Source organism: Bradyrhizobium sp. SZCCHNR1098, assembly GCF_032489375.1.
In the GTDB taxonomy this organism is placed as follows: domain Bacteria; phylum Pseudomonadota; class Alphaproteobacteria; order Rhizobiales; family Xanthobacteraceae; genus Bradyrhizobium.
Genome location: NZ_JAUEXY010000021.1, coordinates 77,959 through 92,584, shown reverse-complemented (window position 1 = coordinate 92,584; position 14,626 = coordinate 77,959). Strand labels below are relative to the sequence as shown.

10 protein-coding genes are annotated in these 14,626 nt (G+C 63.7%); 8 read left to right on the top strand and 2 right to left on the bottom strand.

From position 1 onward, the window contains the following. Positions 1-5 precede the first annotated feature (5 nt). From trbE to QX135_RS31565, 8 genes are read left to right on the top strand one after another with little or no spacing between them, the layout of a single operon-like run. Entirely contained in the window at positions 6-2,450 is a 2,445-nt protein-coding gene (trbE, locus tag QX135_RS31595; protein ID WP_315745010.1) for a conjugal transfer protein TrbE, read from the top strand. Beyond that, positions 2,447-3,184: a P-type conjugative transfer protein TrbJ gene (trbJ, locus tag QX135_RS31590; RefSeq protein WP_315745008.1), complete on the top strand. Its 738-nt coding sequence runs from the start codon at positions 2,447-2,449 to the stop codon at positions 3,182-3,184. The genes trbE and trbJ overlap by 4 nt, the downstream gene beginning before the upstream one ends. Beyond that, positions 3,184-3,498, top strand: coding sequence for a putative entry exclusion protein TrbK-alt (gene trbK-alt / locus QX135_RS32490; RefSeq protein WP_315745007.1), 315 nt, complete (start codon positions 3,184-3,186; stop codon positions 3,496-3,498). Before trbJ ends, trbK-alt begins: the two co-directional genes overlap by 1 nt. Further along, positions 3,495-4,718 (top strand): P-type conjugative transfer protein TrbL, encoded by a 1,224-nt coding sequence (gene trbL, locus QX135_RS31585; protein ID WP_315745005.1) that lies wholly within the window; start codon positions 3,495-3,497, stop codon positions 4,716-4,718. Before trbK-alt ends, trbL begins: the two co-directional genes overlap by 4 nt. Positions 4,719-4,720: 2 nt before the next feature. Beyond that, positions 4,721-5,404 (top strand): conjugal transfer protein TrbF, encoded by a 684-nt coding sequence (trbF, locus tag QX135_RS31580; RefSeq protein WP_315745064.1) that lies wholly within the window; start codon positions 4,721-4,723, stop codon positions 5,402-5,404. Continuing rightward, positions 5,401-6,339, top strand: coding sequence for a P-type conjugative transfer protein TrbG (gene trbG, locus QX135_RS31575; RefSeq protein WP_315745003.1), 939 nt, complete (start codon positions 5,401-5,403; stop codon positions 6,337-6,339). Before trbF ends, trbG begins: the two co-directional genes overlap by 4 nt. Further along, complete coding sequence (locus QX135_RS31570) at positions 6,336-7,538, top strand: TrbI/VirB10 family protein (RefSeq protein ID WP_315745001.1); 1,203 nt, start codon at positions 6,336-6,338, stop codon at positions 7,536-7,538. Before trbG ends, QX135_RS31570 begins: the two co-directional genes overlap by 4 nt. Positions 7,539-7,541: 3 nt before the next feature. Then, a complete protein-coding gene (locus tag QX135_RS31565; protein ID WP_315744999.1) occupies positions 7,542-7,763 on the top strand; it encodes a DUF2274 domain-containing protein in 222 nt (73 codons plus the stop codon). Positions 7,764-8,104: 341 nt separating this feature from the next. On the opposite strand, the gene QX135_RS31560 is transcribed toward QX135_RS31565, so the two are convergent. Both QX135_RS31560 and QX135_RS31555 read right to left on the bottom strand, forming a co-directional pair. After that, positions 8,105-8,344 (bottom strand): hypothetical protein, encoded by a 240-nt coding sequence (locus QX135_RS31560; RefSeq protein WP_315745072.1) that lies wholly within the window; start codon positions 8,342-8,344, stop codon positions 8,105-8,107. Positions 8,345-8,380: 36 nt separating this feature from the next. Then, complete coding sequence (locus tag QX135_RS31555) at positions 8,381-13,921, bottom strand: AAA family ATPase (protein ID WP_315744997.1); 5,541 nt, start codon at positions 13,919-13,921, stop codon at positions 8,381-8,383. Positions 13,922-14,626: the final 705 nt, after the last annotated feature.

Below are 14,626 nucleotides of genomic sequence, written 5' to 3'. Positions count from 1 at the left end.
AAGCCATGATGAACTTGCGTGAATATCGCAACAGCAATGCGCACCTGTCCGATTATCTGCCGTGGGCCGCTCTGGTCGATCACGGCATCGTTCTCAACAAGGATGGCTCGCTGCAGCGGAGCGCGCGGTTTCGGGGGCCGGATCTGGACTCGGCGGTGCCGGCCGAGCTCGTGGCTGTGGCCGGTCGGCTCAATAATGCCCTGCGCAGGCTCGGCTCCGGATGGGCCGTCTTCGTCGAGGCGTTCAGGTATCCGTCGCAGCTTTATCCCGCGAGCCAATTCCCTGATCCCGCCTCCGCACTGGTGGAGGCCGAGCGCCGGGCGCAGTTCCAGGCGCAGGGCGCGCATTTCGAGTCGAACTATTTTCTGACCTTCGTCTATCTGCCGCCGCCCGAAGATGCCTCGCGCGCCGAGCGCTGGCTGTATGAGGGACGCGCGCAAGGTGAGGGCAGTGATGCGCAAGAGATCCTGCGTGGTTTTGCCGACCGCACAGATCGCGTCCTGCAGCTGCTCGATGGCTTCATGCCGGAGTGTCGCTGGCTCGATGACGAGGAGACTCTGACCTATCTGCACGCGACCATCTCGACCAAGCTGCAGCGTGTCCGCGTCCCCGAAATCCCGGTCCATCTCGACGCGCTGCTGGCCGACCAGCCTTTAACCGGTGGACTCGAGCCGCGGCTGGGCGACGCTCACCTGCGGGTGCTGACGATCGTCGGTTTCCCGACCGCCACGACACCCGGCATTCTCGATGAACTCAACGCGCTGGCGTTTCCCTATCGATGGTCGACCCGGGCGATCATGCTCGACAAGAGCGACGCGACCAGGCTGCTGACCAGGATCAGGCGGCAGTGGTTCGCCAAGCGCAAGTCGATTGCCGCGCTCGTCAAGGAAGTCGTGACCAACGAGGCCGCCGCGCTGGTCGACACCGATGCCCACAACAAGGCTCTCGACGCCGATGCGGCGCTTCAGGACCTTGGCTCCGATCTGATCGGGGAGGCCCTGGTCACCGCGACCATCACGGTCTGGGATGAGGATCCGCGCATTGCCGACGAGCGCTTGCGGCTTGCCGAGAAGGTGATTCAGGGTCGCGACTTCACCTGCATGGTCGAGACGGTCAACGCTGTCGAGGCCTGGCTCGGGTCGCTGCCTGGCCACGTCTACGCCAATGTGCGCCAGCCGCCGGTCTCGACCCTGAACATGGCCCATATGATCCCGTTGTCAGCGGTCTGGGCCGGCCTGCAGCGCGATCAGCATCTCGGTGCGCCGCCGCTGTTCGTGGCGCGGACCGAGGGCTCGACGCCGTTCCGCTTCTCGCTGCATGTCGGAGACGTCGGGCATACGCTCGTGGTGGGGCCGACCGGTGCCGGCAAGTCCGTGCTCCTGGCGTTGATGGCGATGCAGTTCCGCCGTTATCCCGGCTCCCAGGTGTTCGCCTTCGATTTCGGCGGCTCGATCCGCGCGGCCGCGCTCGCCATGGGCGGCGACTGGCATGATCTCGGCGGGGCCTTGTCGGAGGGCGCAGCGGACGCGGTCGCGCTACAGCCGCTTGCGGCGATTGAGGATGCGACGGAGCGCGGCTGGGCGGCCGACTGGGTCGCGGCCATGCTCGCGCGCGAGCAGATCAGCATCACCCCTGAGGTGAGGGATCATCTGTGGTCGGCGCTGACCTCGCTAGCGTCGGCGCCGGTGTCTGAGCGAACGCTGACGGGACTATCGATCCTGCTGCAGTCCAATGCGCTGAAGCGGGCGCTACAACCCTTTTGCCTCGGTGGCGGCCCTTATGGCCGGCTGCTCGATGCCGACGCCGAACGGCTCGGTGGTGCGTCCGTGCAGGCATTCGAGACCGAAGGTCTGATCGGCACGGCGGCAGCGCCAGCCGTGCTCGCCTATCTTTTTCACCGCATCGAAGGCCAGCTCGACGGCCGCCCGACGCTCCTGATCGTCGACGAAGGCTGGCTCGCGCTCGACGACGATGGCTTTGCCGGCCAGCTCCGGGAGTGGCTGAAGACGCTGCGCAAGAAGAACGCGTCCGTTGTCTTCGCCACGCAGTCGCTGTCCGACATCGATGGATCAAAGATTGCCCCCGCCATCATCGAGAGCTGCCCGACCCGGTTGTTGCTGCCGAACGAGCGCGCGCTCGAGCCGCAGATCACAGCCATCTATCGACGGTTCGGCCTGAACGACCGCCAGATCGAGATCCTGTCCCGGGCCACGCCGAAGCGGGACTATTACTGCCAGTCGCGCCGCGGTAACAGGCTGTTCGAGCTCGGTCTCGGCGAAGTTGCGCTGGCGCTGATCGCGGCGTCCTCCAAGACCGACCATGCCGACATGACGCGCGTGCTTGCCGAGCACGGCCGAGACGGCTTCCTTGCCGGCTGGCTCACCCACCGAGGCGTGTCCTGGGCGATTGACCTCATTCTCCATCTCAATGGCCGGGAGGTCCTCGCATGACGGGTCCTCGTCGTCTCGTCCGTAGAGCGGCGGCAGCCGTCGCCATCTGGGCAGCGTCGGCCTCTATTTCGTCGGCGCAGCTGGTCGTGTTCGACCCAAACAATTACGCCCAGAATGTCCTGACCGCCGCGCGCGAGCTGCAGCAGATCAACAATCAAATCATCTCGCTGCAGAACCAGGCGCAGATGCTGATCAACCAGGCGAAGAACCTTGCGAGTCTGCCGTATTCGTCACTGGCGCAGCTGCAGCAGTCGATCCAGCGCACGCAGCAGCTGCTCAAGGAGGCCCAGCGCCTGGCCTATGATGTGCAGCAGATCGACAAGGCGTTCGCGACCACCTATGCGCCGGCGAGCAGCAGCCAATCGAGTCAGGCGCTGGTGGACAATGCGCAGGCGCGCTGGCAGACCTCCGTGGCCTCGCTGCAGGATGCCTTGAAGGTGCAGGCCGGCGTCGTCGGCAATCTCGACGCGGTCAAGACCCAGTCGTCCGCGCTGATTGCAGCGAGCCAAGGTGCGAGTGGGGCGCTACAGGTCACCCAGGCTGGCAACCAGATCCTTGCGCTGCAGGCTCAGCAATTAGCCGATCTCACCGCGAGTGTGGCCGCGCAGGGCCGCGCCGTGATGTTGGACGCTGCGCAGCGTGCCGCTGCTCAGGATCAGGGCCGCGAGCAGCTCAAGCGCTTCCTGACGCCAGGTCAAGGCTACCAGCCCTCCAACGTACAGATGTTCCATTGATGCAGAGAAGTCCTGTCAAATGGCTAAGGCTTTTCGCCGTGGCGGCCGCCACGCTCGCCACTCTCTCCGCCTGCACCATTCCGTTGCGGGGTGGGCAGGATACGGAGACGCGGCAGCCGGCGCCAAAGTCCAATGCGCTCGATGAGACGCTTACGCGCTGCCGCGCGGTGCGTCCCGAGCAGGCTGACGCCTTCGCGCAATGCCGTCGGTTGTGGTCGGAGGGCCGCCGCCGCTTCTTCGGCACGATCTTGCCGGCCACACCGAGCAGTGGCTCGCCTTCGCCGGCGCTCGATCCTGTGGAGCGGACGCGATGACCGGGACCGGAATCATCGATCAGTTTCTGGAGACGTTCACCCGCACCATCGACTCCGGCTTCGGCCTCGTCAGCGGCGATGTCGGCACGCTGGCGACGACGCTGGCTGCGATCGATCTCACCCTCGCTGCCTCGTTCTGGGTCTGGGGCCGCGAGGACGATGTCATTGCGCGGCTCGTCAAGAAGACGTTGTTCGTCGGCGTCTTCGCCTATTTGATCGGCAACTGGAACAGCCTCGCCCGGATCGTCTTCGAGAGCTTTGCTGGTCTCGGTCTGAAGGCGTCGGGCTCGGCGCTCTCGGTCGCCGACTTCCTGCGTCCGGGCAAGATCGCCCAAGTCGGCCTTGATGCCGGGCGACCGATGATGCAGGCCACCGCCAATCTCATGGGCTATGTGAGCTTCTTCGAGAACTTCGTCCAGATCGCGGTTCTGCTGTTCGCCTGGATCGTGGTGCTGCTCGCCTTCTTCATCCTGGCTATCCAGCTCTTCGTCACACTGATCGAGTTCAAACTGACGACGCTTGCAGGATTTGTGCTGATCCCGTTTGGACTGTTCGGCAAGACGGCCTTTGCCGCGGAGCGCGTGCTCGGCAATGTCATGTCCTCCGGCATCAAGGTCCTCGTGCTCGCCGTGATCGTCGGCATCGGCTCGACCCAGTTCTCGCAGCTGATCTCCGCCGGCAACGGTGATCCGCCGACCATCGAAAGCGCAATGACGCTCGTGCTCGGCGCATTGGCGTTGCTCGGCCTCGGCATTTTCGGTCCTGGCATCGCCAACGGGCTCGTCTCCGGCGGACCGCAGCTCGGCGCTGCAGCGGCGGCCGGCGCAGGCCTTGCGGCTGGCGGTCTCGCTGTTGCCGGCGCGGGGCTCATTGCGGGCGGTGCCGGTCTTGCCAGCGCGGCGGCGACCGGTAGCGGTCGAGGCGCGTCGGCGCTGGGCGGCGGAGTGGTCCGAGCGCTGCGAGGTGGCGGAGAGCCATCCCCGTCGGAGGCTTCGGCCGCCAGTCCATTGCGACAAGCCGCTGCGGCCAACGCGGGCGGCACTTCGTCCGCAGGGTCGGCTGACGGCGGAGGGTCCCCATCGGGCTCGCCGCGATGGGCCGAACAGCTGAAGGCAGGGCGGACCATCGGTCAGGGCACCTCGGCGGCGACGCAGGCCGTCCGCGGCGCTGGACAGGGCGGGCAGGGCAGCTCCGTCGATCTCTCGGAGGACAAACCATGACGATGTTCAAACGTCCCGCTGTCCATTATGGCCGCACGCCGCAACCGGTCACGCCGTATCAGAAGGCTGCGCAGGTCTGGGATGAGCGCATCGGCTCGGCGCGTATGCAAGCCAGGAACTGGCGGCTAATGGCGTTCGGGTGCCTGATGCTGGCGAGCGGCCTGGCCGCGGCCCTCGTCTGGCAATCGGCACGGGGCAGTGTGACGCCCTGGGTGGTGGAGGTCGGCCATCTCGGCGACGTCCAGCGGGTGGCCCCCGCGATTGCCGAGTATCAACCGACCGATCCGCAGATCGCCTTTCATCTCGCGCGCTTCATCGAGGACGTGAGAAGCCTCCCCGCGGACCCAATCGTCCTGCGCCAGAGCTGGCTGCGCGCCTATGACTTCACGAGCGATCGCGGGGCAGCCGCGCTCAATGACTATGCCCGGACGAACGATCCGTTCGCGAGGCTCGGCAAAGCCCAGGTCTCGGTGGAGGTCTCCAGCGTCATCCGGGCCTCGTCCGAGAGCTTTCGCGTGGCCTGGACAGAGCGGCACTATGACAACGGCGCGCTGAGCGCGACCGAACGCTGGACCGCCATTCTCACCATCGTGCTCGCGATGCCTGACGATGCCGACCGGCTGCGCAAGAACCCTCTCGGCGTTTATGTCCACGCCATCAACTGGTCGAAGGAGCTGTCGCAATGAACGGCCGCGTCCTCACCGGCACGGTGCTTGCGCTCTTGCTGAGCGGCTGCGCCACGTCGAAGCCGCCTGAGATCCGCTACGACGCTGAGGTGCCACCGTTGCCGGCAGCGCCTGTCACGGTTGATGACAGGCCGCGGGCGCTCCATGTGCCGCCGCCATGGAAGGTGACGTTTGGTGGCAAGGCTGGCGCGAAGGAGGAGGGCGATCCTGTCGATCGGATCGAAGCGGCCAATGGTGCGGCCCGCGTCGAGCCGCGCAAGCGGGGCTATTACAACGCGGCGCAGATCTATGCTTACAGTCCAGGCGCGATCTATCAGGTCTACGCAGCGCCGGGACAGATAACGGATATCGCGCTTGAGCCGGGTGAACAGCTCACGGGATCAGGTCCGGTCGCGGCCGGCGACACCGTGCGGTGGGTGGTCGGCGATACCGAGAGCGGCGCGGGCGATACCCGTCGCGTGCACATTCTGGTCAAGCCGACGCGCGCAGGCATCGAGACCAATCTCGTCGTCAACACCGACCGCCGAACCTATCTGATCGAGCTGCGCGCCCGCGAGAAGCCCTATATGCCAGCCGTGGCCTGGTATTATCCAGAGACGCATGCGGCGCTCGCGGCTCTGAAACCCGTCCTGCCAGATCCCGCGCAGCGTCGCTTTCGCTATCGCATCGAGGGTGATGATCCGCCCTGGCGGCCGGTGACCGCTTATGACGACGGCCGCAAGGTCTATGTCGAATTCTCTCCCGGCATCGTTCAAGGCGAGATGCCGCCATTGTTCGTGACCGGCTCAGACGGCAAGCCGGAGATCGTCAACTATCGAGCTTATGGCAACGTCTTGATCGTCGACCGGCTGTTCGCGGCAGCGGAGCTGCGCTTGGGCGGCGACCCGCAGCAGACCGTGCGGATCGTTCGCACCGACGGACAGGTTCGGCCATGAGCGCGGAGGGCAAAGGCACGAGCGCAGGGTCGAATGATCCGGAACGGGCTGCCGATCCTGCGGCGCCCTTCCGCCTCGGCGGAGAGCCGCCACGGATCACTCGGTTGTCGCGCAAAATTCTGGCCAGCGGCAGCGCCGTGGCGCTCGCGCTGATCGCAGGCGCGGCTCTGTGGGCGCTGCAAAGCCCTGGCGCGCATAAGCCGGCGGCCCAATCCGAGCTCGCCAGTTCGGGGCATCGCGAGGTCGCGGATAGCGTCTCCAGCCTGCCGCGTGACTACACGCAGGTTGCCAAAGATGTCCCGGTGCTCGGGCCGCCGTTGCCCGGCGATCTCGGACGGCCAATCCTGGCCTCCCAAGGGCAAACACCTGGTTCAAGTCAAGACCAGGACCAGCAGCGCCGCGAACAGGAGCAGGAGGCCGCGCGCGTCAGCCGTTTGTTTGCGTCGACCGCAACGACGGCGACGCAGCCGTCGCTAAATGTGGCTCAGGGCGCCGGGCTTGGAGGGATGCCGCCGGCCACGGACGACGCCTTCGCGCAGAACGGCCAGGACCGCAAGCTCGCCTTCGTGAATGGCCCGGTGGATCGGCGTACAACGAGCCCAGATCGCATCACGCGGCCGGCGTCACCTTACGTCGTACAGGCTGGCACGGTCATTCCGGGCGCCCTGATCACGGGGCTCCGCTCGGATTTGCCCGGTCAAGCTACGGCCCAAGTGACAGAGAATGTGTTCGATACGCCGACAGGTCGGTTGCTGCTCATTCCTCAAGGAGCCCGGCTGATCGGAGCCTATGACAGCCAGGTGGCAACCGGCCAGTCGCGCGTGCTTCTGGTCTGGACGCGGCTGATCCTGCCGAATGGCCGCTCGATCGTCCTAGAGCGGCAGCAAGGAGCGGATTCTGGTGGCTATTCGGGTCTCGAGGATGAGGTCGACAATCATTGGAAGCAGCTGATCGGGTCAGCCCTGCTGTCGACGTTGCTATCCGTTGGCAGCGAGGTGAATGCGGGAGCCAATGGCAATGCCAATAATGCGGCCCTCGTTCAGGCGCTGCGGCAAGGCTTCGGCAACGCGATGAGCCAGACAGGGCAGCAGCTCGTGCGGCAGCAGATGAACATCCAGCCGACATTGACGATCCGTCCCGGATTTCCGGTGCGCGTGATGGTCAATCGCGATCTTGTGCTCGAGCCGTATCGAGGGTGAGCAATGACAAAACTCAGGATTACAAATTTGCCGGATGACAAGCCCGTCAAGGTCTCCGTCGAGCTGCCCGCCGCGGTGCACCGAGATCTCCTGGCTTATTCGGAGCTGGTGTCGCGTCAATCGGGGCAGCCGGCCAGTGATCTGGGAAAACTCGTGACCGCGATGGTCGCGCGCTTCATGGCGACAGACCGGGCCTTCGCGAAACTGCGGAAAAATCGCGAATAACATGACAAGCGAGGATCAGGCCATCATGATCCGTCGTCTGCCGAGGAACGGGCCACTAATGGAGACGCATCTTGGTCATCCAAGTTACGGAGGAGCGCCACACGCCGCAACGTCGTCCAAAAGCATCTCTCATGACAATGCTCGCGACGCGCTCAAGCATGAGATGTGGGTGGCCTTCTAGCCAATTCCATGCCGTTTGAACGGTTACCAGGGCGATTTGCTGGTCGGATTTGGCGCTCAAAAGAAGCTTGACGACACGCATTGCGAAGTCAGGTCGAGCCGCGCCGGCGCGCGGCGCCAGGTTTTGCGGTGGTCGCCTCATAAGTCCAGTCATTGGCCAGTCAAACCGCCAGAGCCACTGAAGAGAGTTCGTCGCACATCAGTGGCATGCAAGAAACAACGCAAGACTCAGTCATGACAATCAACGAATCAGCAGGACGATCGGCTGCATTTTCACAGATCGCATCGACTATCGCCTTTACCCTGCTGGTAGACGACATCGGCTTGGTTGAAGCGTCATTTTTTCGGACGTGTGGAATGCGTGGCGGTCCACCGGCCAGACCGAGCTTGAGGCGGCCCATGACCATGTCCGGTCGCGCTATGGAGGGCGTTTTAGTTCACCCGACCGATATCGACGCTGGGAGCGTGAACAGGAAGGTGGTGCCGCGGGGTTGGTTAGCCATCGCCCACAGTCTGCCGCCGTAAGATTCGACAATAGAGCGGCAGATGGACAGGCCGAGTCCGAATCCGCCCGACTTGGTCGTATAGAAAGCCTCGAAAACCTGCTCGGGCTCGGCCACCTGCAGCCCAGGCCCGGTGTCGCACACCGTCACGATGACACCGGCGCCCTCTACTGCAGTGCGGATCAGGACTTCCCTGGGGTCGTCTTCGACGCTGCCGATGGCCTCAACGGCATTGAGTATCAAGTTGAGCATCACTTGCTGCAACTGGATCCGATCGGTTGTGACAAGAGGGAGCTGCTCGGCAAAGCGGGCCTCGACCAGTGCCCTATGGCGGTTCGTCTCGCTGCGGGTCAGCTCGATGACTTCCCGCACGACCGTATTAACGTTGACCTGCGTCACACGGGGCGGCGCCTTCCGCACCATGTCGTGGATTCGATTTACAATGTCGTTAGCGCGCGCCGCGTCTTTCACGATGGCGGTGAAGGCTTTGCGGACCTCCTTTATGTCGGGAGGTGCACGGTCGAGCCAACGCATGCCGGCTTGGGCGTTGCCGATCGTCGCGGTGAGCGGTTGGCGCACCTCATGGGCGATCGAGGCGGTGAGGTGGCCCATCGTCGAGATACGATTGGCGCGCGCCAGGTCGGTCTGCGCTTCACGGTAGCGACGGTCGCTTTCGATCGCCTCGGCCTCTGCGCGCTTGTATTCGCTAAGGTCGAGCACAAAGGCCGTGCCCTGCTCCTGGTTACCCTCAAGCAACGCAACGCCCATTAGCACCGGAACTCGCGTCCCACCCTTATGCAAGAACTCCTTCTCGAAGGGTGGGGTGGTGCCGATCCTTCGGAGCTCTGGTACCCACAACTCCTGATCGCGCGTGAGCCATTCGGAAGGCGTGATGTCGGTCCAGCGCAGCGAACCGGAGGCGAGATCGGTGCGATCACGCCCGACGATGCGTAGAAACTCATTGTTGGCATCGAGGATCCGGCCTTCGAAATCCCAAAAGAAGACGCCGATGATGTTGGCGTCCACCAGGCTTCTGATCCGCGCCTCACGTTGTTCGAGGTCGCGATAGAGCTGCGTGTTCTCCAGCGAGATCGCGGCCTGCGAGGCGATCAGCTTTAGCACCGCAATCCGCGCGGCCACGAAGGCCCGCGGCGCGAGGTTGTTCTCCAGATACAGCGCGCCGATGAGCTTACCCTGATTGATCAAGGGCACGCACAGCGCCGAGCGCAGCCTGTGCTCGCGGACATAGGCGTCCCCGGCGAAGGGAGCCTCCAGCGCAGCGTCGCTCAGGATAACGGCGTCATGGGTACGCAGGACATATTGAAGCACCGACTGCGGCAGCGCGGCGGGGTCGACGGACTCGTCCGGCAGGTCCACGCGGATGACGGGGCCGGCGACCGCCGCCCGCGCCGCGATTCGCGGCTCGGCGGCGCGGGCGAGGATGAGCAGGCCGCGCTCGGCACCGGCCTGCTCGAGCGCGGTTCGCATCAGCGTGTCGAGGAGTTTCTCTAGCACCATTTCGCCGGCGATCGACTGCAACACCTTCATCACGGTGGCGAGGTCGAGGTGCTCGACCGGTGTCCCGATCGTGTTGGAGGAGGCGGAAGCGGTTTCAAGGGGGCGAAAATGCGGATTGGTCTCGTCGAGTTGGCGCACCTTGCCGTCTGCTCCCCAGAGGGCGTAGCAGCGACGAGCATTGCGCAGGTAGAGATCGGCGATCTCCTCATATCCCCGCGCGCGATAGAATCGGGCGGCAAGCTCGTATGCGAGACCCTCGTAATGGGGAAATCCGTTGGCCCGTGCGGAGCGGACGGCCACCTCGTAAAAGCGCATCGCATCGGTATCGTGGCCGTCCAGGCGGGCGATCTCGGCGCGGAGAAGGGCGTGTTTGTCGGCGAAGGTCGACGGACAGCTTTCCGCCCACGTTGCCAAACGACCGCAATGGCCAAGGAGACGTGCGCGCCTGACATCGGCTCCCACGTCCGGCAGCTCTGGTTCTAGGCACGCCAAGGTCAATCCCGCGTAGAGCTCATAGTCGAGCAGCTGGATGTGCCCCGGAGAGGCCCACAGTAGAGGCGCAGCGCGCTCGAAGCAGTCATGCGCGACCGCTAGGTCGCCCGCCAGAAATCTGGCCTGCCCCTTGATAATCCAGTACCAGCAGATCATGATCGTCGCGCGGTCGGATGTCAGCGAGCGTTCGTATTCGCTCTCGTCGAAATCTCCGGCGCCGAAGCTCCCAAAGCTCTCTGTGAGGCCGCGCATCGTGAGCATGAAGCGCCGCTGCGCGGTGATCACATCCACCACGTCACGGTAGCCGGCACGCCGAGCGAAGGCGAGGCTGCGCTCTGATTCCGTCCAAACCTCCTCCAGCCGGTCCCCGCGGAGCAGGAGATTGGAGACGATGTGGTTGCAACAATAACAGGCCACGGGGATGTCGCCGGACTTCACGCCGCTCTCGAAAGCCGCCCTTATCGCCTCCACGGCGGTGGAGACCGGCTGGGTCCAGAGGCTTACGAGTTCGAGTGCCCAGAGAGCCATCGCCTCGTTCGCTGCCAGGCCGTGCCGAGCGACCAGCGCGCGCGCCAACTGCGCGAAGCGATAACCCTCCTCGTAGCGCCCATAGACGTGCCCGAGCATGATGCCGAACGCCGCGAAGCCTGGCGCGGAGGCTCCCGTCACGCCGTGATCCAGTGCGAGCACCACCATGTGACAGAGCTGGAGTACCGAGAGTGTCGAATCGGTCCACATGGCCGGGCCGCACATCGTCGCTAGTATCGTCATCGCCGCTTCCGCGTTCGGATCCGTCAGCCTCGGCAACGAGACCAGCGACTCGATCCGACGGCCGTCGAGCTTGTGCAGGACCTGCGCATAGGCCGCGTCCATCTCCGCGCGCGGGGGATGGGGCGAGAGCTCGATGTCAAACAGACGAAGGCACTCTATGGCAGTGTCGATCGCCTCCACATGTTCCGACCTCATCACCTGAAGGTCGATCCTGATGCGATATGCGGCCGCCTTGTCGATCTTTGATCCAGCCTGAGTTAGCAACTCGGCGATACGCCGCTCGGCCTCGTCGAAGTCACCGCTCAGATATTCGCATTCGGCCCGTTCCAGCCACAGGGTGGAAGCGAGCTCTCGTCGAAACTTCCATGCCTCGTCCCCGAGCAGCGCCATGCCAAAACGCAGATAGGCGCAGGCCGAGACATAGGCAGTCGACGTCTTGGCGCGCCGGGCGGCGATCAAATTCAGCTCAGCAAGCCGTGCCCGCTCGTCGTCTTCCTCGATCAATGCCGAGCCACGATTCAACTGGTTCACGATCTCGAATATCGTCTCCTGCCGCTGTTCCGGCGTCGTCCGGTCGACTAGGAGGCGGCCTATCCTAAGATGGATTGGCGCCCTCGCATTTTCCGGTATCAGCGAGTAACTGGCTTCATATATCCGGTCATGGACAAAGGCGTAGGCGTCTTTGCGCCGTTCCACAAGTTCGAGCCGAACCGCTTCCCACAGATCCGCCTCGACCTGGGCTCGGGACACGCCGAAGGCGGTCGCGAGTAGGGACAGGTCGGCCACGTTGCCGACGCAAGCCAGATTCTGCACCGCTCGCCGTGTCTTCTCCGGCAGACGGGCGAGCTTGCCGATCATGAGGTGCACGATGTTATCAGTGAAGCCCTTGGCGGTAATACGGCTGAAGTCCCATGACCACCGGCCGGTCACGTGGTCGACATACAGCATTCCCTCGTCGGCGAGCGCGGAGATAAACTGAATCGCGAAGAATGGGTTGCCGCCGGTCTTGTCCAATACCAGTTGGGCTAGGGGGGCGACTGCGATCGGTGCACAGTGCAGCGTGTCGGCGATCAACTGCGCAATGTGTTCCCGCCCCAGCGGCGCGAGCGTGATCTCCTGCACCTTCACGCCGGTCGCCTTGATGATGAAGAGCTTGCGCACCAGTGGGTGAGCGGTGTCGACCTCGTTGTCGCGATAGGCGCCGATCAGGATCAAGTGGCGAAGATCCGATCGGGTCAGCACGTCCTCGATCAGGTCGAGGGTCGCGGCGTCGAGCCACTGAAGGTCGTCTAGGAAAAGTGCCAACGGGTGCTCGGGGCGTGCGAAAACACCGATGAAGTTCCTGAACACCCGCTGGAATCTCGCCTGCGCCTGCTGCGGCGGCATTTCCGGCACGTCGGGCTGATCGCCGATGATAAGCCGGAGGTCGGGCACGAGATCCACCATCAGTTGGCCGTTCTGCTCGAACGCCTCAAGGAAGGAGCGGCGCCAGCGGGCCAGTTCCGCATCAGTCTTGCCAAGCAGTGGTCGCACTAGTCCCTGCAAAGCCTGCGCCAGGGTCGAGTAGGGGATGTCGCGCTTGTACTGATCGAATTTGCCGGCCGCGAACAAGCCCCGTGGCGGCACCAGTAGCTTGTGCAACTCGTTGATGACCGAAGACTTGCCGATGCCAGAATAGCCCGAGACCAGCACCAACTCCGGCTCGCCACAGCCGACCACGCGGTCGAAGGCTAACATCAGGGCCTCGACCTCTCGGTCCCGGCCGTAAAGGCGCTCGGGGATGAGCAGGCGGTCCGGTGTGTCTTCACGGGCGAGCGGGAAATCGCGGATATGGCCCCCGGCTTCCCATTCGTGGAGGCAGCGCCGAAGGTCGCGCTCGACGCCGCTGGCGGTCTGATAGCGCTCCTCCGCGATCTTGGCGAGCAGCTTTAAAATGATCGCGGAGATCGCGCTGGGAAGGCTCTCGAGCCGCTCGATTGGCGGCGTCGGCTTGCGGGCGATGTGGCAGTGGACCCATTCCATGGGGTCATGGGCGAAGAAGGGAAGCGAACCGGTTGCCATCTGGTAGAGCGTCACGCCGAGCGCGTAGAGATCGCTGCGGGAATCGATCGAACGGTTCATGCGCCCTGTCTGCTCAGGCGCCATGTAGGGAAGCGTGCCGGCGATGGTCTCGGGTGGCTCGGGAAACTGCCGTTCGCGTGGCAGCCGCGAGGTTATGCCGAAGCCAGTGAGTCTCACCTGCCCGGACGGAATATCGACGACGATGTTCGCGGGCTTGAGATCCTTGTGGACGAGGCCGCGCCGATGGATCACACCGACTGCCGCGCAGATTGCTATGGCGATGCGCAGCATGATGCCGACCTCGATCGGCTCGCCCAGCAACTGGCTGAGCGGCTCGCCGTTAAAATCCTCGAGCAGCAGCAGAGTCTTGTTGCCGTCTCGTTCCAACGCAAGTGGCACGAGGACGGGCGCATCGATCAATACATCGCGCAAGCCATATTCATGAGCGAAGCGATCGAGGAGTGCTGGCGGCGCTCGATCATCTGCGGCACGTACCACCAGCACAGGCCTCTGCCTGCGCTCGTCCCCGTTTAGCTGCCCACGGGAAAATACCCTTTCTCCATCCTCCCAAAGCGGTTGCAACTCACCGCCCTGCTGCGTCGAGGATCCCAAAAAAGGGACGGACTGGCTCAACTTATCATACTCCCCGGCCACCGGCCAGCGACGTCTGGCGCCGAGCCGCCGGCCGTGAGAGCTGCGTCCTGCGCCATCGACGGAACCGCACCTTCTGACTGCGGAGGTTGCAATAGAGCACCGGAAAGCTCGCTTTCGGTACTTAGCGCTTGTTAAAATTTGTAAACTTGCAGACGTACTGTACGTTATCTCGTCTGAGAAGTTAACGCAAACTCACATCGAGTAGATCATATTTGAGATAAGTAACCTCGCAGGAGCGACATTCCGCTTCATTGACTCCGCCCTGGGCCGATCTAGTGACGTTGTCCATCAACGAGCTTGCATCCTAACCCGATGTGCAGTCATGACTTGCGCCAAACGCTGATCTCCGCTTGTTAAAATGCGCGGCTCGCGCGGAGCACCAGGGCGAGTTCGTCTTCGCGTGAGATATTATTCTGCCAATCTGCCGAGCAAAATACGTTTGGCCTGGCGGTCGGGGCTGGACTTCACAAGGCCATTTCCAGGACCGCGATCCTTCTGCCTGTAGCCGAAGGAAATATCGCAAGTCAATGGGGCTTCCGGGAAAGTCGCCGACAAGATCACTCGTGACGATCACGGTTCCATCCACCTTTTCGATCTTTATCGGCTCGCCAGAGGCTGGATATCCCGGTCGAGCCATGGTCTGTGACGCCATCTCCATGGTTATGGTGATGCATGGCGTCGCAC

Bases quoted from the DNA above. Each gene is read 5' to 3' on its own strand.
- QX135_RS31560 (WP_315745072.1), bottom strand. From the start codon at position 8,344: ATGGGCCGCCTCAAGCTCGGTCTGGCCGGTGGACCGCCACGCATTCCA.
- QX135_RS31570 (WP_315745001.1), top strand. From the start codon at position 6,336: ATGAGCGCGGAGGGCAAAGGCACGAGCGCAGGGTCGAATGATCCGGAA.
- trbF (WP_315745064.1), top strand. From the start codon at position 4,721: ATGTTCAAACGTCCCGCTGTCCATTATGGCCGCACGCCGCAACCGGTC.
- QX135_RS31565 (WP_315744999.1), top strand. From the start codon at position 7,542: ATGACAAAACTCAGGATTACAAATTTGCCGGATGACAAGCCCGTCAAG.
- trbG (WP_315745003.1), top strand. From the start codon at position 5,401: ATGAACGGCCGCGTCCTCACCGGCACGGTGCTTGCGCTCTTGCTGAGC.
- trbK-alt (WP_315745007.1), top strand. From the start codon at position 3,184: ATGCAGAGAAGTCCTGTCAAATGGCTAAGGCTTTTCGCCGTGGCGGCC.
- trbJ (WP_315745008.1), top strand. From the start codon at position 2,447: ATGACGGGTCCTCGTCGTCTCGTCCGTAGAGCGGCGGCAGCCGTCGCC.
- trbL (WP_315745005.1), top strand. From the start codon at position 3,495: ATGACCGGGACCGGAATCATCGATCAGTTTCTGGAGACGTTCACCCGC.
- trbE (WP_315745010.1), top strand. From the start codon at position 6: ATGATGAACTTGCGTGAATATCGCAACAGCAATGCGCACCTGTCCGAT.